Genomic DNA, 25,539 nt, shown 5'->3' on the forward strand with positions numbered 1-25,539 from the left:
ACAAAAGAAGAAAAAACACACCGTTAGGCAAATAAGGGGAGGACATTTAAAATGATCGAAATTAAAGTACCTGAGCTTGCAGAATCTATTACTGAAGGAACTATCTCACAATGGCTTATCAACGTAGGCGACAAAGTTGAGAAAGGTGGCAGCGTTGTTGAGCTTGAAACTGATAAAGTCAATGTAGAAATCATTGCAGAAGATTCAGGTATTGTATCGAAGTTACTAGGCGAACCTGGGGATACAGTTGAAGTTGGCGCAACTATCGCAATTTTAGATGCAAACGGAGCACCAGTTGCAGTAAGTACACCTGCACCAGTGGCTGAGCAACCAAAACAAGAAACGGCTGAAGCACCGAAAGCTGCGGCACCAAATGCTGAGCAAACTGCAACTCTACAAGGGTTACCAAATACGAACCGTCCTATCGCATCACCAGCTGCTAGAAAAATGGCTCGTGAATTAGGAATCGACTTAAATGACGTACGTAGCACAGATCCACTTGGACGTGTGAGACCACACGATGTACAAGCTCATGCTGCAGCACCAAAAGAAGCACCAGCTGCTCCAAAAAGTCCAGCTCCTGCTCCAGTTGCAAAAACTGAATTTGAAAAACCAGTTGAGCGCGTGAAAATGTCCCGCCGCCGTCAAACAATTGCAAAACGCCTTGTAGAAGTTCAACAAACATCTGCAATGTTAACAACATTTAACGAAGTTGATATGACTGCAATCATGGAATTACGTAAAGAGCGTAAAGACGCTTTCGAGAAAAAACATGATGTACGTCTTGGTTTCATGTCATTCTTCACAAAAGCAGTTGTTGCAGCATTAAAACAATTCCCATTATTAAATGCTGAAATTCAAGGCGACGAGCTTATCATTAAAAAATTCTATGATATCGGTATTGCAGTAGCAGCTCCAGATGGATTAGTTGTTCCAGTTGTACGCGATGCGAACCAATTAAACTTCGCTGAAATCGAAAGCGAAATTCGTGAATTAGGTAAAAAAGCACGTGACAACAAACTTTCATTAAAAGAACTACAAGGTGGTACATTCACAATTACAAACGGTGGTGTGTTCGGTTCTTTAATGTCAACACCGATCCTAAACAGCCCACAAGTTGGTATTTTAGGAATGCACAAAATCCAAGTACGTCCTGTTGCTATTGATGCAGAACGTATGGAAAACCGTCCAATGATGTACATCGCTTTATCTTACGATCACCGTATCGTTGATGGTAAAGAAGCAGTTAGCTTCCTTGTTGCTGTTAAAGATATGCTTGAAGATCCAAAATCATTATTATTAGAAGGTTGATAGATTAATAATCTATTGCAGGCTGTAGAATAATCATTCTACAGCCTTTTTTTATTGCGTTCATACGGGACAAATTGCATGACATAAGCTAATAATGTATGCCTATAACGTAAGGAGGATTCAAATGAGTAACCTTCCAATTCATGCAAAATTGAAAGCAAATAAGGATACCTTCTTCCTCCCCGACTCAAACGGGGGTGTCTATTTTCGAAATAACGCCAGTTCATTTCGTATGGACGGTGACGGAATTTATAACTGGATTGAAAAATTAATGCCGATGTTTGACGGTAATTATTCTTTAGCAGAAATAACGGATGGTCTCCCTCTTCCCTATCAAAATCGTGTACTTGAAATTGGAGAGATTTTATATACAAATGGATTTGTCCGTGATGTAAGTCAAGATGCACCTCATGAATTAAACAGCGCATTACTTGATAGATATGCTTCGCAAATTGAATTTTTAGAAGCAGATTCTCATTCAGGTGCTCTAAAATTCGAAACGTACCGCACAGCAAATGTCCTTATAATTGGTTCTGGTAATATGCTTACTTCCTTAGTTTCTTCTTTATTAGAATCCGGATTACCTACCTTTCATTACCTTGTGACAGATTATGCGGAAACAAATTACGACCGCATTCATGAGCTAGTAGAACTTGCCCATGAAGTTGATGATACTGTACTTGTTCAAGAAATAGATACGACCATTGATCGACCTCTGCATGAAGTGTTCGAGCCTTTCGATTGGATTTTGTACGTTTCTCAAAATGGGGATATTGAAGGCTTAAGAGCAATTCATACGATTTGTAGAGAAATAGGAAAGAATTTCATACCAGCCGTCTGTTTATCAACACTTGGTATAGCTGGTCCTGTCGTAACAGCTAATCGTGAAGAATGCTGGGAGTCCGCATGGCATCGGCTACATGAAACAACTTTACAAAATGAACACTCATCAGCATCCTTTTCACCAGTTACATCTGCAATGTTAGCAAATATAATCGTTTTTGAATTATTTAAACATGTTGCTGATGATTCACATCGGGAAAAGAGTCCCCAATTCTTTTTATTAAACTATGAAACACTCGAAGGAACATGGCATCCTTTTATAAAACATCCTCTCGCAACCGATGAAAGTTTTACAATTGATACAATAGAAAACCTTTCTGCACAACTTGAGCATCGGTCCAACGAACATACTTCAACTGATTTATTCCATTTTTTCGATTCATTAACTTCTAAAGAGGCTGGTATATTCCACGTATGGGATGAAGAAGATTTACATCAATTACCGTTATCACAATGCCATATTCAAGTAGCTACTCCACTATCAGATGGTCCTGCTTCCCTCCTGCCTCTTATGACTTGTGGTGGTTTGACTCATAATGAAGCACGCAGAGAAGCTGGTTTAGCAGGAATTGAAACCTATGTAGCAGAAATTATGCACCGCCTTATCCCTGAACATAACGATATCGGTATTGGCGCCGGAGAGACGATGACAGAAGGTGTATACCGGGCGCTACAACAACATTTAAATAATAAATTGTATGAGCGGCAGTCACATATGCTAGAAGAAATTACGACAGTCGACTTAACCGAAATTCATGATAAACATTGTAGATTTTATTACGATGCTCTCGCTACAATTCATGAAACACCTAAAATAGCAGTAAGTGAAGAGATTCTCAGCTTTCCAGTCGTTTGGGTCGGTATACATGATCGATGGTACGGCGCATCTAATATTAATACAACGTTAGCGTTACGAAACGCACTACAACTATCCCTTCTTCACATTCAAAATGAAGAGACTCCTTACAGAGCTAATATCTTGCCTGAATCCTCTATTATTTTATATGACACTGATTCTTTTAGGTTAGAAATACAAGCGGAAGAAGAAATTCCAAGCACGCAATCTGTACAGCTTGCCTTGCAACATTTAGAAGAACATAATTTTTATCCATTCGTGTTTGATTTAGCTATTGAACCATTTTTGAAAGAAAACTTGGATGGTGTGTACGGGGTATTAATTGCAAAGGAGGATAGTCTATGACTCAAAATATATTGCTTATAGGAGATGGCCTTCTGGCAAACTATGTACATGATCAACTATGCCATCAATATTCTATCATTCGCCAACATAACCTTACAGACGAACTCCCTGAAAACATTACATTCGCTCTCGTCTTACATGATGGCTCTCCTTCTGCTATTCATCATGATGCTGAGCTAATTTTCCGTTCCAATCAGATTCCGTGGTTACGCGGGTTTACTTCATTTGGTGAAGGTATTATCGGTCCTTACATTCATCCCTCTGCAACTGGCTGTTCCCATTGCTCTGATGGACGCCGATTTATCGCCGGCTTTGATCAACAAGAAATGTGGGAACTACAGCGGAAATATGCATTAAAGACAGATAATGTAACAAGGCGTGATGTACGTGCCACTCAAAATGGGATGTTACAAATGTGCCATCTTATTTGCGCAGAAACAGAGAAGATATTAGCTCATGAGCATTCTTCTTTAGAAAATGAACTCATTTTACTAAACTTACAAACACTGCAATGTACACGGCATTCTTTTCTTCCAGATCCGCTCTGCCCGGTATGCAGCAATTTGCCTGATGACACAGCAGATGCAGCTGTGATTTCGTTACAACCGAGCTTAAAAACAAGTGATGCCACATATCGCTGTCGTTCCATTCATGAACTAAACACATTTTTAACGAGAGATTATTTAGATTACCGCGTCGGTATGTTGAACGGAAAAATGCAACATTCTTTATTACCGTTTGCTGACGTTATTATAAACATGCCATTACTGTTTGGAAATGAAGGTGTTGCAGGCCGAACTCATTCATTTGCAATAAGTGAAGCAACTGCTATTTTAGAAGGTTTAGAAAGATATTGTGGTATGTCACCTCGAGGAAAAAAAACGAATGTGCATGGTAGCTTTCATGATTTAGAGGATTATGCACTAAATCCCCTCTCGCTCGGTGTACATACCAATGAACATTATAATCGTGATAGTTTTCCCTTTAAACCGTTTGATCCTGACTATGAACAAAACTGGGTATGGGGATACTCTTTACTACAAAACCAGCCAATTTTAGTTCCTGAATCAATCGCTTATTATAGCCTCGGTCATCGAGATGCCTTCGTATATGAAACATCAAATGGATGTGCCATTGGTGGTAGTTTAGAAGAAGCGATTTTTCACGGCATTTTAGAAATTGTAGAGCGTGACGCCTTCTTGCTCACTTGGTATGCCGAATTACCTCTTCCCCGCCTTGATCTTAGTTCAGCAAATGATACGGAATTACAATTAATGATTCAGCGGCTGTACACGATTACCGGTTATGAATTGTATGCTTTTAACGCAACGATGGAACACGGCATCCCAAGCTTATGGGTAATCGCGAAAAATACGCGTGAAAATGGAATGAACGTTGTTTGTGCTGGAGGCTCTCATTTGGACCCAATCCGCGCTTTAAAGAGTGCCATTCACGAAATAGCAGGTATGTTACTTATAACAGACGATGAACTCGAACAAAAAAGAGAGCACTACGAAAATTGCTTACAAGACCCTTATCTCGTAAATAAAATGGAAGACCATAGTATGCTGTACGGATTGAAAGAAGCGGAAGAACGCCTTCACTTCCTTTTACGTGACGATGCTCCGGTGCAATCGTTCCAAGAAATGAATACATTACAATCAGTTAATCTAGATTTAACATCCGATCTTCATCAACTTTTAAACCGCCTGCAGCAATCTGGACTTGACGTAATCGTTGTAAATCAAACAGTACCTCTTATAGAAAAAAACGGATTACATTGTGTAAAAGTCATTATCCCAGGCATGCTACCGATGACGTTCGGCCACCATCTCACTCGGGTTACAGGACTGGATAGAGTGTATACCGTGCCGATGACACTTGGATATACAAATGAACCTTTAACGAATGAACAATTAAATCCACATCCGCATCCGTTTCCATAGTAAAGGAGGGGATTTTATGCAGCTGGATACTTTTTTACATCATCTCCATTTTTCTATCGATGAAATTATGCCGAATCAGGAAGTGGACTGGGAAGATGCACCGCTTCCTTATAAACTATATCGAAATGTACCCATCATTCCACTCTCTTTAGAAATCCCATTATCTTTACCTAACTCTTCTACTACACCTACTTTGAAGGAGATTGGTCATTACCTTTGGACCTCATTTGGTTTAACACAGTTATGTCAGCTAAATAGCGAGAAGATTTTATTCCGAAGATCTATCCCTTCAGGCGGCGCTTTATATCCAAATGAATTGTATATATATTTAAAAATTGACGATTACCCAGACGGTATTTACCATTACGACGCTGCGCACCACCGACTTATTTTACTTCGCGAAGGAAATTTCGATTCTTATATTACAGAAGCACTTGGCAATCGTTGTAACATACAGTCTTGTTTTGGCGCTGCATTCGTATCCACTATGTTTTGGAAAAACTACTTTAAATACAATAACTTTTCCTATCGACTTCAAGGATTAGATAGTGGTGTTCTCATCGGACAATTACTTGAATGTGCCAAACAATTCGGTTACACAAATGGCGTATACTTTCAGTTTCTAGACCGGGCAATCAATCATTTACTCGGACTGTCAGAAGGCGAAGAAAGCGTGTATGCTGTCGTTCCTTTAAGTACAGAACCACAAACGAATTGGTTTCACAATGATTACCGTGAAAATAAAACCGTTACTTCTCATGAGTTGTTACAGCAAATCCCGCCGTTAGCACATGAACATTTCGTTCGCTCAAAACATGTAAATGAATATCCGTTGATAACAAAAATAAATGATGCTTCTATGATCGAATCGACAGCGCACTTCCAAACACTACATCATGAAGAGCACTATCAACATCATTCACACGCTGTACAACTACCGAAAGTAGAGCGATTATCATACGATTTTTTACAACTTTGTAAACAACGCTATTCACCCGATGCTGACTTTACTTTAACGAAATGGGAGGCAGCCGAGCTCGCTACTTTACTACAAGAAGCGAGCCTCTCCTTCCCTTATTACAACGACCTTGACGGTAAGTATGTAAATGAAAATGCACGTGTCTCCTTATATGGATGTTTTTATAACGTAAAAGATATAGAAAACGGTGCTTACACTTATAACAGTAAAACGCATTCCATACAGCCACTTCGATACGGAGACCTTCGTTACCCTCTTCAATCTAGTATGACGATGGATAATGTAAACCTTTTTCAAGTACCGCTTTGCCTACATGTAGTCGGAAAGAAAGATTACTATACAAATGCATTAGGCTATAGAGGATACCGTATTCACCAAATGGAAGCTGGTATACTCGTTCATAAACTCGTTTTTGCAGCGACCGCAATGGGAATGGCTGGGCATCCTTTACTTAGTTTTGATACAAATTCATGTGATCAGTTGTACGGGATAGATACTGGGAATGAAACGTCTCTCATTCAAATTCCCGTTGGGGCTTATCGGGCGCGGAATTGGTTAAAAGGGGATTTGCGTAATTAGAAGCACGCCGGTGTACGGCGTGCTTTTTTAAAGGACTTAATTTATAAAAAGCGAAATGAGTATATATTCTTACATAAAAGGAGAGTTTAACTTGAGCATTTTACAACGATTAATCCAGCAAGCAAAAAATCCTCGCGGGACAATTGGTTCTTCCATGCTTTGTATTATGAACAGTGCACATACGAGACTAACCAATTGGGCACTACAGAAAGTACATATAAAGAAAGATGCAATCATATTAGATATCGGTTGTGGCGGCGGTAAAACGATACACACTCTTTCAAAACGAACTCCACTTGGGAAAATATACGGGATTGATTGCTCCGACCAAGCTGTAAAAAATTCTATACAGACGAATATAAAGGATGCTCAAAAACAAAAAGTCATTGTTCAACAAGCAAGCGTTTCTTCTATCCCCTATCCTACAAACTTCTTCGATCTCGTTACCGCTTTTCAAACGCACTACTTCTGGCCTGATGTGGAACAAGATATAAAAGAAGTATTTCGCGTCCTACAGCCGAACGGATCCTTTTTATTAGTCGCTGAAACTTTCAAAATTCAATATCATATGGAGAAATATAAAACGACTGAAGAATTAATAAATCTATTTTATAAAACAGGTTTTACAAGCGTGAAATGCTACGAAGAAAGAGGATGCCTTTGTGTAATAGGAAACAAGTAAAAAGCAGACCTTTTAAGGTCTGCTTTTTACTTAGATTAGCTTAAAAATACTCTTAATTTGTCTCGCAAATAACCAGTTTTTCGTACCGTAGTTATCATTTAAACTATCTAAATTGATAGATTGTCCGTTAGCAAACTTTAATTCTAGCGTTGTATTTTTATCATTTGTTTTTAAGTTACTATGTGTAATCGCATCATACTTTAATTTTTCAATCTCAATATACTCTTCTTTTTCTTGTCCAATCACGACATGGTCTTGGAAGAAGAACAATACTTCTACTTTCTTACCGAAACAAAATACATTTTTCGTATAAATTAATGTCGCATTATCAAGTCCGACGCATACTTCTTTCATCTCTTCAATAACGTGTCCAAAGTCTTCTTCATGTCTTGTGTTTGATTCAGCAATCCATTCTTCGATTGTTTTCATATTAATTGCCATACTGCGCCCCCTGGTTCGTTCATTGCTTTATTTTAAAATAAATACTATATGACAATATAAGCGATACATACTATGTTTTCAAGGGTGAAAGATATATTCAAAATAAAGTTAAATTTCAAAGTAATATACTAAAAGAATCCATTTCATTATATTTTAAACGTTTGAACGAGACATTCTTCATCATCGATTAACTGTTTTTTCTCATCAAATTCGATGTTTAGTTCCCTATATACTTTCTTCCAAAAAGAAACAGCTGGTACATTTTTCACAAGTTCGATAACGAAATACTGTCCTCGTTTCTCTTTTAATACATTCTCAATAACTTGTTTACCGATTCCTTTTCCTTTGTACTGATTCAATATGAAAATGTCATTTATACCAAAGTCATTTTCTTTTTTCAAGAATGGACGTTCCAGTAATAATAAAAATCCTACAATATCATTATCATTTTTAATAAAATACGGGGTAATTCCTTCATTTCCCCAAAACATATGCAAATCTTCGTATTCAAAAAACCCATTTGCTCCAATCTTTATATTAGGAGTGAATGTAGAGAGGTCATGAAGATATAGTGCATACAAATTACGTAATATTTCTTTTTCTGATTCTTGAACTGTTTGAAGTGTTACACCCATTTTTAATGATCCCCTTCCCTATATGTAACTATTTCCCAATCCTCTTCATTCGCCAAAAATAATGATTCCCCTTTAACAAAAAAAAATAGCACTTAAAAAGTGCTATTCTGCTCGCCTTGCCGCTTGCTGAATTGGATCCCAAACGCTGTTATATGGTGGTGCGTAACTTAAGTCGACATCTTCTAAATCGTGAATGCTCATTTTATTGAAAAGTGCCATTGCAATCACATCAATCCGTTTATCTACACCTTCTTCTCCAATTACTTGTCCGCCTAATAATTGTTTCGTGTCAGAACGATATAGTAATTTCAAATAAAGTGGTTTCGCATTTGGATAATAACCAGCCATATTTGTAGAATCTACTTTAACTGTTTTATACGGAATATGTAGTCCTTTTGCTTCTTTTTCATTTAAACCTGTTCTTGCAAGCGTCAAATCCATAAATTTAATAATACCTGTACCTAACGTACCTTTAAAGGCTCTTCGTTTATTAAGCATATTCAGTCCAGCAAGTCGGCCTTGTTTATTTGCAGTCGTTCCGAGCGGGATATGATCATGAATTTCCTTTATAACGTGGTAATGTGTTGCACAATCACCAGCTGCATATACGTCCTGCACATTCGTTTGCATATATGCATTTACTTCAATTGCCCCTTTATGATTTGTACGTATATTTGTTCCTTCAAGAAAATCAGTATTCGGCTTCACTCCAACCGATACTAAAACAAGATCTGCTTTATATGTTCCTTTATCTGTTTCAATTTGTTCTACTCTTTCGTTTCCTTTAAACGCTTTTACATTTTCATTCGTTAAAATTTCAATATGATGTTTATCTGCTTCTTTATGTATATATTCAGCCATATCTGCATCATAAATTGTACCGATATGATCATTTCGCTCAATCATTCTTACTTTCTTACCAAGTTCGACGAATGTTTCTGCCATCTCCAGTCCAATTGCACCGCCGCCAATAATCGTTACATCTTCAACTTTATTTGTTTCTAACGTTTTTAATATGCGCTCAGCATCAGGAATTGTTTTTAAAAGATGAACGCCTTGCAAATCTCGACCTTCCCATTCTGGCATAACAGGACGTACTCCAGTCGCGATTAATAATCGATCGTACGGAAATTCAAAAACATCTTTCGTCTGCGTATGCTCTGCGTACACGATTTTCTTTTCTGTATCTATTTTCGTTACTTCGTGTCGTACTTTCGCATCAATTCCGTATTTATCACGAAACGTCTTCACATTGCGCGCGACTAATTTTTCCGTTGACGCGATAGTACCACTAATGACATATGGTAACCCACACTGTGCGTACGAATAAATTTCACCTTTTTCTAACGTTACAACATTTGCATTTTCATCGTTTCTAACAATTTGCATCGCTGCACTCATACCAGCTGCATCTCCGCCAATAATGACATAGTTCACTTTACCACTCCTTCTTTTCTACATACTCTTTACGTTTTCCATATTTTTCAGAAATAACACCTACTTCCATTGTAAAGAAAGATAATTTCATCTTCAAATTTGGTGCACAAACCTATGCCTAAATAGGTAGCCGTCGTGTCTTATAAACAACATGTTTAATATGCTATAACAGTTACTATTGAAAGTAGGTGAAATATATATGTGTGCCGGCCTTCTCGCTCAAACTCCAGAGGAACCGCAAGAACCGAAACCCGCCGTGTCGCTTGATCAAGAATTTTCTATTAATGCAACATTATACAGCGCTCGCGCTTGGTTATCTAATGATGAGACTTTCGCACAAACGATTTGGAAAGGCTCTCACTTCGCTTCAGCATCACACGCTGGCAAGTCCATCTTACCAATCGGTACTGTAAAAATTTTGAACTTATCTGATGATACAATAACAGTTACTGCATCATCAGAATCAGATAATGCCCTCAAAATAGTCGTACCGCCTCATTCTGAAGGTGTGTTAACATCTAGTGCATTATCTGATGTGCAAGCAAGTACATCAGGAGGAGCAAGTAAAGTCACATTCCTCTTTCATATCTTTTTCTCAAGGGATCCTGGTCCAGCTAAAAAACCATAGAAAAGGTACAGTTATGCACTGTACCTTTTTCACATGTTTATTCTCTTGATTTGATGAGTTCAATATTATAAGTTTCAATATCTGTTAGTTTCCCTGTAAAATATGGATTTTCTCTATACCAAGACTGTTTTGAGAAATACGCTTGCATATCTTTCGTTTGAAACATATGTCCATGTCTTGCGTATATTTCGTTTCTCGCTATTTTCAATTGTTCTTTCGATAAATATGCTAATTCTGCACTCGTTAGTTTTCGAATATCACTATCTGGGAAAATGAAACCATTATATACATACGGAGTGGTAGATGGCGGAGTAACATTGTAAACAACTGTTTTTTCTGTACCTTTCTTTTGGAATGGAAGATTATAAGACGATAGTAGCGTTACCGTTTCTACCTTCGTCGTTTCCCTTCCATTTTCTCCATTTCGTTCTAAATAAATCGTCGTACTTCCATCAGTTGCTACCGGTCCCCACATAATTTCTTCTCCAGCCAGCGCTGTAACTGGCTTTTGATTCACATACAATGTTGCACCAGGCGCGTTCGTTTGAACCGTAATATATTGTCCTTTCAACGTTAAATCTATCGTTACGTTATTTTGATCTTGTTTCATAAGTACAACCTTTTCTTCACGTGATAGTTTCACATAATCATTTTTATATTCTGCTTGAAACACTTGAGCCCCTGGAAGAAACGGTCCATATTGCTTCTCAAACTTTTTGTCATCTGTTTTATCTATTTCTTTTCCGTTCATTTTTAAAGACGTACCTTTTTCATTTGAAAGCAATGTCGTATAATACGTCTTTGCTTTTAATTTATACCGATCAAATAAAAAGAAATACTTTCCGTCTTTCGTTAACGTAAAATCTGCTCTTTCGATTCCGTTCCCTTGTTTTTCACCTATCCTTAACTGTTCTTTCAATTGATTCACATAAGATGGATTTTCTTTTATATACGAAAATAGTGGCATTAGACTCTCTTTCGTTACAATAACTGATGGATCATCTGCCGTGACGATTTCAGCTAACTTCTCCCCGTCCCGCTCTTGTACAATAGTAATGATCCGATCTACTTGTGCCGACTGCTTATAGTACGATAATCCGTACAAATACAGTCCAACAATTACTACTGCAAGTAATGTTAAAAGTGTAATGCCAACTTTTGTACCGCCGCTCATTTTCTTCTTTACGACAAGACGTTCCCTCTTCTGACCGCAGCTTTGACAAAATTGCACACCGTCTTCAAGCTGAGTCCCACACTTTGTACATACATTCATCCATTCAACCACCTTTTCTTTAGAGGCCAGTTAATCCCTGTGTAAAGGTTTGAATTATCGTGTTTATGTAAGACCAAAACACGATAAACGTTGCAATTCCAATGAAAATATTTGCGATAAAAAGAGTGTAAACAAGATCTAATCCACCGTTATCTAGTTTTACTGTAGCTACAATTATACTAATTCCCATATATGTTGTAGCCAGCCCTAATAAAATTGGTAAGAAAAAGATTAATAAAAAACTAAACAGAAAAGAAAGCACTAATATAGCAATTACCGGAGTTGCTATCGTTCCCCATATTCCAAATACTTCAAGAAATGAAAAAGATGATTTCATCATCTTCCCACTGACAAAAATAATAAATCCGACAAATAAAGTTAAAATGAGTAAAAACAAAAAGACCGTTACAGAGTCCAAAAAGAATGTAGGAGTAGGTATATCTGGTGCAAATGTTCTCGTAACAGTTGCTGCAGCACTCATCATTCTATAAAAAATACATGCTCCTAAAAAACAAATAAGAACAAGACTTACAATTCCATTTCGTACTTCAACCTTGCCACTTTTCATAATAGCTGTCGGTGCTTGTAATGCGTGTTTAAAAAACTGAAAATAGCCACTTGCAAACCGCTTCGCTTGCTCTACCGTTTCATTTGGTCGAGTTTCCTTTGCTAAAGCTACGCGCTCCTGTTGCTCACCTTCTTCCTCCGTCAACGAATGTCCACAATTCCCGCAAAATTTTGCCTCTGCTGTATTTTCCGTATGACACGCCGGACATTTCATTCTCACATTCCCCCCTTAAGCAGATACCATATAGGGTGTTACAAATTCAATATATGACTTTGTACATAAAACATGACTACAAGAAAAAGATTATGAAATCCTTCTTTCAAATGAAAATATATGTGCTAGCAATCTTGAAAAATAATGCTATTATGAAACAGAACAAATAACATTTTTAACAGATTGGATGACAGGCAATGGAATTGGTAAACTCAATTTTTCACATACTCCTTACAAGCGTAATCCAATTATTTTCCTTAATTGGCGTTATCATTGTAATTGGATTTCTATTAGGTTATTTAGAATCTCTCACACGCATGTATTGGTCGAGAGCTTTCGGAAGAAAAGGATTCCTTTTAACGGCTTGGATCGGTGTTCCGATTCACGAACTTGGACATGCCATTATGTGTGTACTATTTCGTCATAAAATTGTAGCAACGCAGTTTTTCCCAACAGATACAAGTCAGGGCGCTTTAGGCTACGTACAACATCAATACAATCAAAAAAGTGTATATCAACGAATTGGGAACTTCTTCATTGGAATTGGGCCTATTATTTCTGGTATTACTGCATTAATCCTTTTAATGCGCTATTTTGTACCAGATTCATATTTTTTATTTAATACAACTCTCGAAAAAACAATTGCTTCTACTTCTATTAATGTAGAAATGGTTCAAAACATGCTCTTGTCGACGTTCGTATTATTGAAAAGCTTATTTACAATAAGTAATGTATTGAATCCTTCCTTTTGGTTATTTTTATTTATCGCCATTTGTATTTCTGCACATATCGCTTTAAGTAAACCAGATATTAAAGGTTCAATAGACGGTGTTATCGTCATGTTTATCGTATTATTTTTATTCAACATAATCGCAGGACTATTTCAGTACGATAGTAACCAGCTCATTGGAAAAGTGATGAAGTATAATATGTACCTCATCGCATTTTCTAGTGTGGCACTACTATTTTCTTGTATTTCTACACTTGTTAGTTTTGGGTTTTATAAAATAAGAGGAGGGCGTTCGTTTTGAACGCCCTCTTCTCCTCAATTATTACTCTTATAATCACAATGCTCAACAGGAACGCGAGCATGTCCCTCGTCATCCGTACACCATGATTGCGACTGGAAGGCAAGAAAGATACCGATCCATTCTTCTTCCTTTTCGAAGTGAATGAGTATTCCTCCGTCTTGCCATATACCATTATCGCCTTTCCATTTCTCTACATTTCCTTGATTCATATGAATATCATGTATACCGTTTCCTGGTTCGAAATGAAAGTAAGAATCAGGTGTATTTTCTTCTGGTCCCCATCTTTCACCGAATGCGTATATAATTGCTTTTTCTTCTATCGCTCGTTTTATATAACGTTCTATTTTTTCATTTAAATCATTGTCTACTCCTGCTTTTTCAGCAGGTAAAGGAATCATTTGTTTTGAATCAAATAAATTACCTCTCACATAATCTAAAGCTACTTTCGGTTCATTGTTTTTTATTTCTGTAAAACCAAACGGTAATGTCGGTAAAATATGAATCACCTCTGACCGAATATCATTACTCGCAAAATATAAAACTTCTGACGGATAACTTTGCGACTTTACGTTAATTGCAATACGGTAATCTACTTCTGCTTCGCCTTGTAAATGAACTTGATAATGAGGTGTTTTCCCTTTTCCAATCTTTGATTGTATAACTGTACCTTTTAACACACCGTAGTTTTTTAGGGGCATACATTTCATCTCCTATTCATTTAGTAGAAGCTTTACATACTTAAGGCATTATCCATATAAAAAGAAAATCCTCCTTTCTCAGGAGGATTTCTTATTTTCTCAACATATACCAAACAATAACCTCCATCACTACGAGCAACACCGCACCAAAGATCATTAACGTCGTCTTCTTTAATAGTTCATTTTCACGATACGGGATGTTACATAAATACGCACCTAATGTAATACGTGACGGGCAAGCAATTGTCGCTACTGATGACGCGGTGTTTTGAAGCGTTGTGACGTATTGCCACGGAAGTGCTACGTTTTGCGCAGTTTGCATTTGTAGTTTTATAAACATCGCATTTGATCCTGCGTTACTACCTGTTAAGAATCCACCTATTGCTCCGATGAACGGAGCAACGAAAACGAAAAACGTTCCAAATGTTTCACCTGCTGTTTTTGCCAGTAACGAATGCATGCCAGATGCACCCATTAGTTCTGAAATGGCGATAAACATTGTTGTCGTAATTGCAAACGGAATCCATTGTTTTATCGTTTGCGAGAATGATTGTTTAATAATATGAGATGGAATGCGGAAGAAAATAATCGTAAATAAGCAAGTCATACCGAGCCAAAATCCTGGTGAATATAGCATTTCTAGCTTGTAAGAGTATGATTTTAAATCAAGGACTGCATATGATCTGAACAAATCATGTAATGCTGGCACGAGGCGAGAAAGCAATATACAAACAGTTAAGAATATATAAGGGCTAATAATTTTTATAATAGATACTTCTCTTTCCGTTGTAGCAGCATGTTCTGTTATTAGGTTTTGTTCGTTTTTTCCTTTTAATTTAACGATAAGAAAGCCAAATGTAATTGTAACGATAGAACTTAATATACCTGCGAGTTCAACACTTACGTATGCGTTAGAAAGATAGATTCCGAGAGAGAATAATAAAAAGAAACCGAATCCTTCTTTCCACTTTTCAATCACAGCCTGCCAGCCACCTACAACGTGTAAGGAAAGAATGACAAAATAAGCAAACATCGGAATGCTTAGTAGTGCCGTATTTGTCCCAAGTGTTGTAAGCGGCATATTTATAAGCTGCGAACCGATAATCGTACCAGTTGCCATTGCCCCCCATGAACTAGCTAGTAAACCAATAAATGAAAGTAGTACAGCTTGAAACGGTTTATAGCCTAATGATAGAAAAATAGGTGCTGCAACCATAAAGCCAATTCCAAATCCACTTACTGATTCAATTAGTGGGCAAATACCAAAACACATAAGAAGCATTTGTAATAAACGATCGTGTGTCACTTCTTCTAGAAAACGTGCTACTTGATCGATGTACCCCATTTTGTTCATGAGGTGAAATAAAAAAATACCGAAAAATAAAACGTATCCGACAATAAAACAAATTAACCAACCTTTAATCGTTGCGTGCACAGTTTCACTTATCCCTAGTTGAAACGTTGGCGAGAGTAAAACGATTCCAACAGACACAACGTAAGCAATTAAAGAGGATCTTAATGACGTTTGTTTAAATAAAAATAAACAAATGAAAATCATCATAATTGGGATAAGTGCCAACAATATGGACATGTTATCATCTCTTTTCATTAAAAATACAATTTTTAACTATTATATAACAGATGTCATAAATTTCAATTGTTTTTGCAACAGATACAAAAAAAGAACCGAATGGCTCCTTTTTTAATCACTCCCATTTTCTATTATCCTGAAAAACTGTCTGCTGTCCGACCATTTTGTTTAACAGAACAAACACAATATAAGCACATATGACTTGCAATACAACATTTCCAAATTTCATGAATTCAAATGAATGAATCCAGCGGAATAATTCATTTAATAATACAATCGAAACGATACTAAATAGTTCTATACTAATCGAAAATATACATATTTCTAAAATAGATTGCTCTTGAATGCGATTTAAGTTGGAAAAGATGAATACATATCCTAAAAATAGAGCCATCAACTCTATTTTCGTCATGCTAATGAGCCAAGCGTATAGTGGTACAGTTAAAAGAAGATATAGTAGTTTCCGTCTTAGCATGCTTTCTCACCCTCTAAATTATATGTATTTTCTGTATATTTTAACATTTATTCCGTAAAACAAAAAGAAGAGACTTATGCCTCTTCTTTTTGTTTTGTTGCCTGTATTAATTCACATATTTCTTCTCGTTTTTCATTTTCTAACAGCTCAATAACTTTACTTCCAACGACAACGCCGTCACATATTGTAATCATTTCTTCTACATGTTCCTTTGTTGAAATACCGAACCCTGCCACTACCGGTAAATGCGTATGTGATTTTACTTTTTCTAAGTAACTATGAATCTCACCTTTAAAGTTTTGACGTACGCCTGTTACGCCCGCTACTGTAACGGCGTAGACGAATCCTTCTGATTCACTCGTAATTTTTTCGATTCGCTCAATTGGGCTCGTTACGGTAACGAGTGGAATTAGGGCCATGTTTGCCTCTCGAAGTAACGAGGCAATAATATCTTGTTCTTCATACGGTAAATCCGGAACGATGATGCCGTCTACACCTGCTTCTATACAGTTTTCGATGAATCTTTCTTTTCCGAATGCGAGTACTGGATTTAAATATGTCATGAGTACAAACGGAATTTGCACTTCTTTCCTTACCTCTATCAATGCTTGAAAAATACCATTTACTGTTACACCGCTATCTAGCGCTCGTTTCCCTGCTCTTTGAATTGTTGGACCATCTGCAACTGGATCTGAAAACGGGATACCAATTTCAACGATGCTTGCTCCTGCTTCGTCTAGAAAACGAATTCTTTCTTTTAATTTTTCAAGGCCACCATCTCCGCCCATTACGTACGGAATAAATGCTTTCTTACCATTTTCAAACGCTACTTTAATTTTTTCTACTCCCATTTTTTACACCTCTTCCATATAACGTTTTATACTCTCTACATCTTTATCTCCGCGGCCAGATAAGCAAATGACAAGTCCTTCGTCTTTCTTCATTTTCGGCGCTAATTTTAATGCATATGCGACAGCATGCGAGCTTTCTAAAGCCGGAATAATCCCTTCTTTTTTCGTTAATAATTGAAATGCTTCTAACGCTTCATCATCTGTAATGGAATGATAAGAAACGCGTCCAATATCTTTTAGTAAACTATGTTCTGGCCCAACACCTGGGTAATCAAGTCCTGCTGAAATAGAGTGAGCTTCTTGAATTTGCCCTTCTTCATTTTGCAGAAGATACATCATCGATCCGTGTAAAACACCAACGCTTCCTTTCGTTAAAGTCGCTGCGTGCTTTTCTGTATGAACGCCTTTTCCAGCTGCTTCTACGCCGTAAAGAGCAACTTCTTCATCATGCACGAACGGATAAAACATGCCCATCGCATTGCTACCACCGCCAATACAAGCAACGACAGCTTCTGGTAACTTCCCTTCTAACGCTTCATATTGTTTTTTTGTTTCTTTCCCAATTACACTTTGGAAATCACGAACAATTTGTGGGAATGGATGCGGTCCGAGAACAGATCCCATAATGTAGTGTGTATCATGCACGTGTGAAACCCAGTAGCGAAGCGCCTCGTTCACCGCATCTTTTAATGTGCCGCTACCTGCCGCTACACTTTCTACTTTCGCTCCGAGTAATTCCATTCGGAACACATTTAATTTTTGACGTCTCACATCTTCTTCTCCCATAAAGATGACGCATTCTAATCCGAGTAGAGCACATACAGTAGCGGTTGCAACACCGTGTTGTCCTGCCCCTGTTTCAGCGACAACTTTTTTCTTGCCCATTCGTACTGCAAGTAGTGCCTGACCGATTGTATTGTTAATTTTATGAGCTCCTGTATGGTTCAAATCTTCACGTTTTAAATAAATTTTTGCACCGCCGTAATACTTCGTCATATTATCAGCATAATATAGCGGTGTTTCTCTTCCGACGTACGTTTTTAAATAATGATTTAATTCCTTTTGAAACGCCTCATCTTGCATCGCTTCTTTATATGCTTCTTCTAGTTCTAGTACAGATTGCATTAACGTTTCTGGAACGTATCGTCCTCCGTATATACCGTAATGTCCTTTTTCATCTGGATATGCGTAGTTCATTTGGAACACTCCTTCGCTTTTATAATAAATTGTTTTATTTTCTCTACATCTTTCTTTCCTTCTGTCTCTACTCCGCTGCTCACATCGACCATATATGGCCGAACAGTTCGAATTGCTTCTTCTATATTAAGAGCGTTTAATCCACCAGCTAATATCGTTTTCTCTCGCAACTCTTTTGGCATATGTGCGAGTAGTTCCCATGAAAAATTCTTTCCATTTCCACCGCGAAACTTTTCTTTTGGGCTATCAAACAATATATAATCCGTTTCATATGCTTGAGCGTTTTTCATATCGGCCTCTGAAGTTACTCCGAGAGCTTTTATAGACGGAATATTCAATCTCTTAATTTGATGATTACCTTCATCCCCATGTAGTTGCACATGCGTTAACCCGCATTCATCTGCAATTTTCTGGATTACCTCTACTGATTCATTTACGAAAACACCAACCTTTAACACGTGTGCCGGAAGTTCCGTAATAATTTCTTTCGCCTGCTCCAGGGTAATTTTCCGTTTACTTTCTGCAAAAACAAATCCGAGTGCATCTGCTCCGTATTCGCAAGCACGTTTTGCTGTTTCCATATCAGTGATGCCGCAAATTTTCACTTTCATATGTTCACCTTACAATCTTCAAAAAAGGTACGAATAGAAGATGATGTCATAAGCGCTTCCCCAACTAATACACCTTTTGCTCCTGCTTTTTTAACACGAATAATATCCTCTTTTGAATGAATCCCGCTTTCGCTAATCCAAAGTAATTTCTCCTCATTTAATCGTTTCCCGAGCTTTTCCGTTTGGTTTAAATCCACTTCAAACGTTTTTAAATTACGGTTGTTAATACCGATAACGTGCGGATTTAATTGGATCGCAATTTCTAATTCCTGCTCATCATGAACTTCAACAATTGCTTCTAATCCTTTTTCTAGTACGTAACTATACAGCTCTTTTAACTTCTCTTCCGTTAACGCCGCTACGATTAGTAAAATAATATCTGCGCCAGCTTCATACGCTCTATCAATTTGAATTTTATCAATTATAAAATCTTTGCATAAAAGCGGAATGTTACTTTCTTCTCTCGCCGTTTGTAAATCATGAAACGATCCTTTAAAAAACTGACCGTCTGTTAAAACAGAAACTGCTCCTGCGCCGCATTCTTCATATGTTTTTACTTGTTTTCGTACATCAACGTGTAAATTGATATCTCCCTTTGATGGTGATGCTCGCTTTACTTCTGCAATGACAGTAAACTGCTGTAATGCTTCTACAAGTGAATATGTCTTTCTATTTTCTTTTACTGGTGTATACGTTTCATATAATGCCGCAACTTCCTTTTCCTTTTGGTCTACAATTTTGTCTAAAATCGTCCCCACGTTAATTCACCCTTTCTAATTTCTCATTACTTGCTGTAATTAATAAGTTTAGTTTGGCTAATGCTTTTCCAGAGTCAATGCTATGTGCCGCTAGTGTAATTCCTTCTTCAATCGTTTCCGTTTTTCCATTTGCAAAAAGAGCTAGACCTGCATTGAATAAAACAGTATCGCGGTAAACACTCTTTTCTCCGCTTAATACTCCGAGCGTAATCTTTGCATTCTCTTTCGAATTCCCGCCTCTAATCTCTTCATTTTTCACTATTTGGAAACCGTATTTCTCAGGTTCAATACTCGTTTCTACTATTTCATTATCTTTTAAAATAACAACGTGATTTTCTCCTTGTAATGATGCTTCATCTAAAAAACCACTCCCGTTTACGACAAGCGCTTGTTTTCTTCCTAGTTTCTGTAATACTTGCGCAACTGGTAGTAACATATCTCGTTTATAAATGCCAACAAATTGTGTTTCTAAATTCACCGGATTTGTTAAAGGGCCAATTAAGTTAAAGATCGTCGGCACGTTTAATTCTTTTCTTATTTTCATAATGCGTCTTAATGCTGGATGCATCGCTGGTGCGAATAAAAATGCAATCCCGACATGCTCTAATAAATAATCAATTTCGTTTGGCGTACTGCTAATATTTACACCGAGTTCTTCTAATAAATCTGCACTTCCTGTTTTACTAGAAACAGCACGATTACCATGTTTGGCAACCTTTACACCAGCTCCCGCCAGTACAAATGCCGATGTTGTACTAATATTAAACGTTTGAGCACCGTCACCACCTGTCCCGCAATTGTCCATCGCTCCTTGTATATGGTTCGAAAATGGTAATGCCTTGTCACGAAGCGCTCGAACGAGGCCGTATATTTCTTCTGCTGTTTCACCTTTCGCTTTCAGTAATACTAGGAAAGCTGCAATTTCACTTTCCAATATGTTTTTATTTAATAAAAGAAGCCCTGCTCTATACATTTCCTCTTTTGTCAAATGTTGCCCCTCCACTAATTTACGAAGATAGTTATTCATACTCTTTCCTCCTTTTTCACTTCGCCTAAAAAGGCACGTATTAACTTTCCGCCTTCTTCTGTTGCGATTGATTCCGGATGAAACTGTAATCCAAATAGCGGATAATAATTGTGATGAACTGCCATTATTTCTCCGTCGTCCATCGCTGTCGCTAGTATGTCAAAACACTCTGGCAAACTTGTCTGCGCTGCAACAAGGGAATGATAACGCATCGCCGTTAATGGCTGTGTTACATATGAAAAGATTAAAGTTCCATTATGTTTCACACGAGATGTTTTTCCGTGTTTAATACGTTCTGCTCTTACAATCTCTCCTCCAAATGCTGATATAATCGCTTGATGACCAAGACAAATACCTAATATGGGAACGTTCTTATAAAAATGACGAATCACTTCGATACAAATGCCAGCATCCTCTGGTTTTCCTGGTCCTGGTGAAAGTACAATTCCTTTCGGCTTCATTTCTTCTAATTGTTCTATCGTTATTTGGTCATTTCTTACGACTACAATATTTTCTTCGTATTGACCTAACAGTTGATACAAGTTATATGTGAATGAATCGTAATTATCAATTAGTACAATCATTTCATTACCTCCAAAAGCGCTCTTGCTTTATTTAACGTTTCTTCATATTCAGCTACTGGGTCTGAATCGTAAACAATTCCTGCTCCTGCCTGAACGTATGCTTTTTTATCTTTTACGACCATCGTTCGAATGGCGAGCGCCATATCAAGATTCCCTGAAAAACTAACGTATCCAACTGCCCCCGCATATACATTTCTTTTTTCATTCTCTAGCTCATTTATAATTTCCATCGCTCTAATTTTCGGAGCGCCTGACACTGTTCCTGCTGGCAAGCAATATGCTAATGCATCAAATCCACTCATTTGTTTTCGCAATGTTCCGTAAACTTCAGATACAATGTGCATAACGTGAGAATATTTTTCTACTTTCATATATTTATCTATCGTCACGGATCCAATTTCACTTACTCTGCCAATATCATTCCGCCCAAGGTCCACAAGCATCATATGCTCCGCTCGTTCTTTCTCATTTTCTAACAGCTCTTTTTCAATTTCCGTATCTTCCTGCTTTGTCTTCCCTCTCGGCCTCGTACCAGCAATTGGATTCGTCATCACTTTATCTTCTCTTACTGATAACAAACTTTCCGGCGAGGAACCGAGTACAACATAATTTTGAAAATCAATATAGAACATATATGGTGATGGATTGGCTATTCGTAGTTTTCGGTATAACGCGAATGGATCACCAATACATTCACTTTGCAAACGCTGGGATAATACGACTTGGAATATGTCCCCGGCCCGAATGTATTCTTTCGCCGTTTCTACCATCACGCAAAATTCTTTTTCTGTTATAGAAGAAGTGAATGATAATGTCGATTTTGTTTCAATTACTTCCGCTTCTTCTCCCTGTAACACTTGCTCTTTATATACTTGCAATCTTTCATATACTTCTTCATAATCTGCTGAATCATCTTCCCTGCATACATATACAAATGATAATTTTTGGCGTAAGTGGTCATACACGATAAACTCACGGTACAATAAAAGGTGTACTTCTGGAATATTCAATGGATCATGTAAATCTGCTCCAATGTTTTCATATTGCCGAATGACGTCATAGCCAATATAACCAACTGCTCCTCCGCAAAATGGAAATGGACTGTCTACTTGAGCTGACCGGGTTTCTCCTTCTAACACTTGTAGTACGTTACCTTGCAACTTTTCTGTCCGGCCGTAAATCGTTCGTTCCACTTCCATACCAACACTCTTCACTTCACCATATGGATTACATCCTAAGTAAGAATAGCGTCCTTTATCTTGATGAAGCTGCGAACTTTCTAATAAAAACTTTTTCTTTCCTTTCATACGTCTATATAAAGAAATTGGCGTAATGCTATCCCCTTCTTCTTCAGCGATTACTAAAAATGCTCTTCCCTGTTCTTTTTGCTTCATAAATTCCTCTTTTGTCATCATGCCTTTCACCTCAATCTCAAAAATAAAAAAGTCCCCTACATATCGAAAATATGTAGAGGACGATAAATTTACCGTGGTACCACCTCATGTTGGACGCAAAAGCATCCCGCTTTATTCAGGTACAAAATATATACCTTATCCTTGTAACGGCGGAACCCGGGTTGCCTACTGAAAAGAATTGTTCAGCATACCTCTCGTAAGCCCATTCCGTATATGGCACCGCACCGGGCTTCCACCTATCCCCGGCTCTCTGTAACGTCTCCAATATACGTACTCTTCTTACTTCAACGATTTCATTTATTTAATTTTTTGTACACAAAAAGGGAGTACTCATCCTATAGAAAGGACGGGTACTCCCGTGGTGCCACCTTAATTCGTTACGAATGTAACGCACTTTACCGTATCAAAAACAATACGTGTCTCTTGTATCGATGAGATCATGTCGCCAAAGCCTACTTCTTTCGTTTCGGTTTGGAAGCTCCGAAGCCCATTCCACATCAATTCCATACTGATTCGCACCAACCATCAGCTCTCTGACATGTTCATCATGTGTACTCTTCTTCATCAACGCTTGCATTTTTTTAAGTTGCACTCATTATAGACTTAACTTTTTTCATAAGTCAATACTTTTTAAAAAATTTTATTTTTCTCTCCTTTCAATATTATATTGACAAAACAACCTCTTTTTATGTAAATATAATAAATACTCTATTAAAAATAAGGTTTTTTGTATGAATATTATATATTAAAAAAATAAAATGATATCAAAAAACGCTTACATTTCTGAAAATTCATATTTCTGTATGGATTTTTCAGAATAATCATGATAGATTATAAATATGCATAATGCATCAAAAGACATGACAAAAGGAAGGGGAACTACATGAGTACGCAGATGTTAACTTTAACTTCAATCTCTATTTACATGCTCGGGATGTTAGTCATTGGCTATTTCGCCTATAAACGAACGTCCAACTTAACAGATTATATGCTTGGCGGGCGTACACTAGGCCCCGCAGTAACAGCATTAAGCGCTGGAGCATCCGATATGAGTGGTTGGCTTTTAATGGGACTACCCGGTGCAATGTTTAGCGTTGGATTAAGTAGCAGTTGGATTGCAATCGGCCTAACACTAGGCGCATACGCAAACTGGCTATATGTTGCTCCTCGCTTACGTACCTACTCTGAAATTGCAAACAACTCTATTACTATCCCAGAATTTTTGGAACACCGTTTCCACGACAAATCTCATATGCTACGCTTAGTATCCGGACTTGTTATTATGATTTTCTTTACTTTTTATGTAGCTTCAGGATTAGTTTCAGGCGCTGTATTATTTGAAAATTCATTTGGTATGAACTACCACGTTGGATTATTCATTGTTGCAGGCGTTGTTGTAGCTTACACATTATTTGGTGGTTTCTTAGCAGTAAGTTGGACAGACTTCGTGCAAGGAATCATTATGGTAGTCGCTCTTATTCTTGTTCCTATCGTAACAATTATGAATTCGAACGGACTTGGACCTGCATTTGATACAATTCGTTCTGTAGATCCAACACGTCTAGATATTTTTAAAGGTGCCTCTACTTTAGGAATGATTTCTTTATTCGCATGGGGCCTTGGTTATGTTGGACAACCTCATATCATCGTACGCTTTATGGCGATTTCATCTGTAAAAGAACTGAAAAGCGCACGAAGAATTGGTATGAGCTGGATGATTTTCTCTGTTGTCGGAGCTATGTTTACTGGTCTTATTGGTATTGCTTACTATTCACAACAAGGGTTAACATTATCTAACCCAGAAACAATTTTCCTTGAACTAGGAAAAATTTTATTCCATCCACTTATTACTGGATTTTTATTAGCAGCTATTTTAGCAGCTATTATGAGTACAATCTCATCTCAGTTACTCGTTACTTCTAGTGCCGTAACGGAAGACTTATATCGTACATTCTTTAAACGCTCTGCCTCTGATAAAGAGCTTGTATTTGTCGGTCGTATGGCTGTACTTGTTATTGCATTAGTTGGGTGCGCATTAGCGTTTAAACAAAATGATACGATTTTAGCTCTTGTTGGATACGCTTGGGCTGGTTTTGGTTCTTCATTCGGACCTGCTATTTTATTAAGCTTATATTGGAAACGTATGACGAAATGGGGCGCGCTTGCTGGTATGATTTCTGGTGCCGCTACTGTTATTATATGGACTCAATTCAAATTCTTAAAAGATTTCTTATATGAAATGATTCCAGGTTTCGCTATTAGTTTACTAGCTATCGTAATTGTTAGTTTACTAACACAACCTTCAAAAGAAGTTGAAGAGCAATTTGAGAATTTCGAAAAACAACATAGTCATAATCTATAGAGGGAAAGCTCTGCTGTTATCGTATCAGCAGAGCTTTCTTTTTATCCCGCATTAACGTGCAGTAAGACCCCCACTGATTAAAGTTTCACTTTATCAAAGTTCGACTTTATCAAAGTTCGACAATCTTCTGCTCGAATTTAACAATTTCTTTATGTTTCGTTAAATTAAACATAACACTACTCCTTTATAGTAGTACTATCAGC

23 protein-coding genes and 2 other annotated features are annotated in these 25,539 nt (G+C 37.4%); of the genes, 8 read left to right on the forward strand and 15 right to left on the reverse strand.

What is annotated here, in order from left to right; translation table 11 throughout:
• Positions 1 to 51 precede the first annotated feature (51 nt).
• From odhB to ACZ76X_RS08165, 5 genes are all read left to right on the forward strand, one after another.
• Entirely contained in the window at positions 52 to 1,311 is a 1,260-nt protein-coding gene (gene odhB, locus ACZ76X_RS08145) for a 2-oxoglutarate dehydrogenase complex dihydrolipoyllysine-residue succinyltransferase (RefSeq protein ID WP_048526754.1), read from the forward strand.
• 124 nt (positions 1,312 to 1,435) lie between these two features.
• Complete coding sequence (locus ACZ76X_RS08150) at positions 1,436 to 3,355, forward strand: putative thiazole-containing bacteriocin maturation protein (RefSeq protein ID WP_479850131.1); 1,920 nt, start codon at positions 1,436 to 1,438, stop codon at positions 3,353 to 3,355.
• On the forward strand, positions 3,352 to 5,301 hold the full coding sequence (locus tag ACZ76X_RS08155; RefSeq protein WP_479850132.1) for a TOMM precursor leader peptide-binding protein: 1,950 nt from the start codon (positions 3,352 to 3,354) through the stop codon (positions 5,299 to 5,301). The genes ACZ76X_RS08150 and ACZ76X_RS08155 overlap by 4 nt, the downstream gene beginning before the upstream one ends.
• Before the next feature lie 16 nt (positions 5,302 to 5,317).
• Positions 5,318 to 6,859 carry a SagB family peptide dehydrogenase gene (locus tag ACZ76X_RS08160; RefSeq protein WP_479850133.1) on the forward strand — a complete coding sequence of 514 codons (1,542 nt, stop codon included), beginning with the start codon at positions 5,318 to 5,320 and terminating at the stop codon, positions 6,857 to 6,859.
• A gap of 91 nt (positions 6,860 to 6,950) precedes the next feature.
• Positions 6,951 to 7,541 carry a class I SAM-dependent methyltransferase gene (locus tag ACZ76X_RS08165; RefSeq protein ID WP_479850134.1) on the forward strand — a complete coding sequence of 197 codons (591 nt, stop codon included), beginning with the start codon at positions 6,951 to 6,953 and terminating at the stop codon, positions 7,539 to 7,541.
• Between the two features lie 30 nt (positions 7,542 to 7,571).
• Here ACZ76X_RS08165 and ACZ76X_RS08170 read toward each other — a convergent pair whose 3' ends face one another.
• From ACZ76X_RS08170 to ACZ76X_RS08180, 3 genes are all read right to left on the reverse strand, one after another.
• Positions 7,572 to 7,982: a DUF3908 family protein gene (locus tag ACZ76X_RS08170; RefSeq protein ID WP_001978354.1), complete on the reverse strand. Its 411-nt coding sequence runs from the start codon at positions 7,980 to 7,982 to the stop codon at positions 7,572 to 7,574.
• A gap of 146 nt (positions 7,983 to 8,128) precedes the next feature.
• Positions 8,129 to 8,617, reverse strand: coding sequence for a GNAT family N-acetyltransferase (locus ACZ76X_RS08175; protein ID WP_479850135.1), 489 nt, complete (start codon positions 8,615 to 8,617; stop codon positions 8,129 to 8,131).
• Between the two features lie 102 nt (positions 8,618 to 8,719).
• Positions 8,720 to 10,054 carry an FAD-dependent oxidoreductase gene (locus ACZ76X_RS08180; protein ID WP_479850136.1) on the reverse strand — a complete coding sequence of 445 codons (1,335 nt, stop codon included), beginning with the start codon at positions 10,052 to 10,054 and terminating at the stop codon, positions 8,720 to 8,722.
• 199 nt (positions 10,055 to 10,253) lie between these two features.
• Here ACZ76X_RS08180 and ACZ76X_RS08185 point away from each other — a divergent pair, with 199 nt between their 5' ends.
• Complete coding sequence (locus ACZ76X_RS08185) at positions 10,254 to 10,682, forward strand: hypothetical protein (RefSeq protein ID WP_479850137.1); 429 nt, start codon at positions 10,254 to 10,256, stop codon at positions 10,680 to 10,682.
• A gap of 37 nt (positions 10,683 to 10,719) precedes the next feature.
• On the opposite strand, the gene ACZ76X_RS08190 is transcribed toward ACZ76X_RS08185, so the two are convergent.
• Together ACZ76X_RS08190 and ACZ76X_RS08195 are read right to left on the reverse strand one after the other, a co-directional pair.
• Positions 10,720 to 11,955: a TcaA 3rd/4th domain-containing protein gene (locus ACZ76X_RS08190; protein ID WP_479850138.1), complete on the reverse strand. Its 1,236-nt coding sequence runs from the start codon at positions 11,953 to 11,955 to the stop codon at positions 10,720 to 10,722.
• 19 nt (positions 11,956 to 11,974) lie between these two features.
• The gene (locus tag ACZ76X_RS08195) at positions 11,975 to 12,736 is read right to left on the reverse strand and encodes a zinc ribbon domain-containing protein (RefSeq protein WP_098670129.1); all 762 of its coding nucleotides are present in this window, start codon (positions 12,734 to 12,736) and stop codon (positions 11,975 to 11,977) included.
• A 197-nt stretch (positions 12,737 to 12,933) separates the two neighbouring features.
• On the opposite strand from ACZ76X_RS08195, the gene ACZ76X_RS08200 reads away from it, so the two are divergent.
• Complete coding sequence (locus tag ACZ76X_RS08200; RefSeq protein ID WP_479850139.1) at positions 12,934 to 13,767, forward strand: hypothetical protein; 834 nt, start codon at positions 12,934 to 12,936, stop codon at positions 13,765 to 13,767.
• Positions 13,768 to 13,781: 14 nt separating this feature from the next.
• Here ACZ76X_RS08200 and ACZ76X_RS08205 read toward each other — a convergent pair whose 3' ends face one another.
• The 10 genes from ACZ76X_RS08205 to trpE all read right to left on the reverse strand — a co-directional run bounded on the left by ACZ76X_RS08205 (position 13,782) and on the right by trpE (position 22,974).
• Positions 13,782 to 14,465: a DUF2278 family protein gene (locus ACZ76X_RS08205; protein ID WP_479850140.1), complete on the reverse strand. Its 684-nt coding sequence runs from the start codon at positions 14,463 to 14,465 to the stop codon at positions 13,782 to 13,784.
• A gap of 91 nt (positions 14,466 to 14,556) precedes the next feature.
• On the reverse strand, positions 14,557 to 16,056 hold the full coding sequence (locus ACZ76X_RS08210) for an L-lactate permease (RefSeq protein WP_479850141.1): 1,500 nt from the start codon (positions 16,054 to 16,056) through the stop codon (positions 14,557 to 14,559).
• A 115-nt stretch (positions 16,057 to 16,171) separates the two neighbouring features.
• Positions 16,172 to 16,531 (reverse strand): DUF4029 domain-containing protein, encoded by a 360-nt coding sequence (locus ACZ76X_RS08215; protein WP_098670125.1) that lies wholly within the window; start codon positions 16,529 to 16,531, stop codon positions 16,172 to 16,174.
• A 74-nt stretch (positions 16,532 to 16,605) separates the two neighbouring features.
• A complete protein-coding gene (gene trpA / locus ACZ76X_RS08220; RefSeq protein ID WP_479850142.1) occupies positions 16,606 to 17,382 on the reverse strand; it encodes a tryptophan synthase subunit alpha in 777 nt (258 codons plus the stop codon).
• A gap of 3 nt (positions 17,383 to 17,385) precedes the next feature.
• Entirely contained in the window at positions 17,386 to 18,579 is a 1,194-nt protein-coding gene (gene trpB / locus ACZ76X_RS08225; RefSeq protein ID WP_479850143.1) for a tryptophan synthase subunit beta, read from the reverse strand.
• Positions 18,576 to 19,190, reverse strand: coding sequence for a phosphoribosylanthranilate isomerase (locus ACZ76X_RS08230; RefSeq protein ID WP_479850144.1), 615 nt, complete (start codon positions 19,188 to 19,190; stop codon positions 18,576 to 18,578). Before ACZ76X_RS08230 ends, trpB begins: the two co-directional genes overlap by 4 nt.
• Positions 19,187 to 19,948 (reverse strand): indole-3-glycerol phosphate synthase TrpC, encoded by a 762-nt coding sequence (gene trpC / locus ACZ76X_RS08235; RefSeq protein ID WP_479850145.1) that lies wholly within the window; start codon positions 19,946 to 19,948, stop codon positions 19,187 to 19,189. Before trpC ends, ACZ76X_RS08230 begins: the two co-directional genes overlap by 4 nt.
• Before the next feature lies 1 nt (position 19,949).
• Positions 19,950 to 20,975: an anthranilate phosphoribosyltransferase gene (trpD, locus tag ACZ76X_RS08240; RefSeq protein ID WP_479850146.1), complete on the reverse strand. Its 1,026-nt coding sequence runs from the start codon at positions 20,973 to 20,975 to the stop codon at positions 19,950 to 19,952.
• Complete coding sequence (locus tag ACZ76X_RS08245) at positions 20,972 to 21,559, reverse strand: anthranilate synthase component II (RefSeq protein WP_479850147.1); 588 nt, start codon at positions 21,557 to 21,559, stop codon at positions 20,972 to 20,974. Before ACZ76X_RS08245 ends, trpD begins: the two co-directional genes overlap by 4 nt.
• Positions 21,556 to 22,974 (reverse strand): anthranilate synthase component I, encoded by a 1,419-nt coding sequence (trpE, locus tag ACZ76X_RS08250; RefSeq protein WP_479850148.1) that lies wholly within the window; start codon positions 22,972 to 22,974, stop codon positions 21,556 to 21,558. The genes ACZ76X_RS08245 and trpE overlap by 4 nt, the downstream gene beginning before the upstream one ends.
• 52 nt (positions 22,975 to 23,026) lie before the next feature.
• Positions 23,027 to 23,271: a binding site (T-box leader), on the reverse strand.
• Positions 23,272 to 23,313: 42 nt separating this feature from the next.
• Positions 23,314 to 23,551: a binding site (T-box leader), on the reverse strand.
• A gap of 306 nt (positions 23,552 to 23,857) precedes the next feature.
• Here trpE and putP point away from each other — a divergent pair.
• Positions 23,858 to 25,336 carry a sodium/proline symporter PutP gene (putP, locus tag ACZ76X_RS08255; protein WP_098670117.1) on the forward strand — a complete coding sequence of 493 codons (1,479 nt, stop codon included), beginning with the start codon at positions 23,858 to 23,860 and terminating at the stop codon, positions 25,334 to 25,336.
• Positions 25,337 to 25,539 lie beyond the last annotated feature (203 nt).

The sequence above is a fragment of the Bacillus sp. BC05(2025) genome, assembly GCF_056725905.1.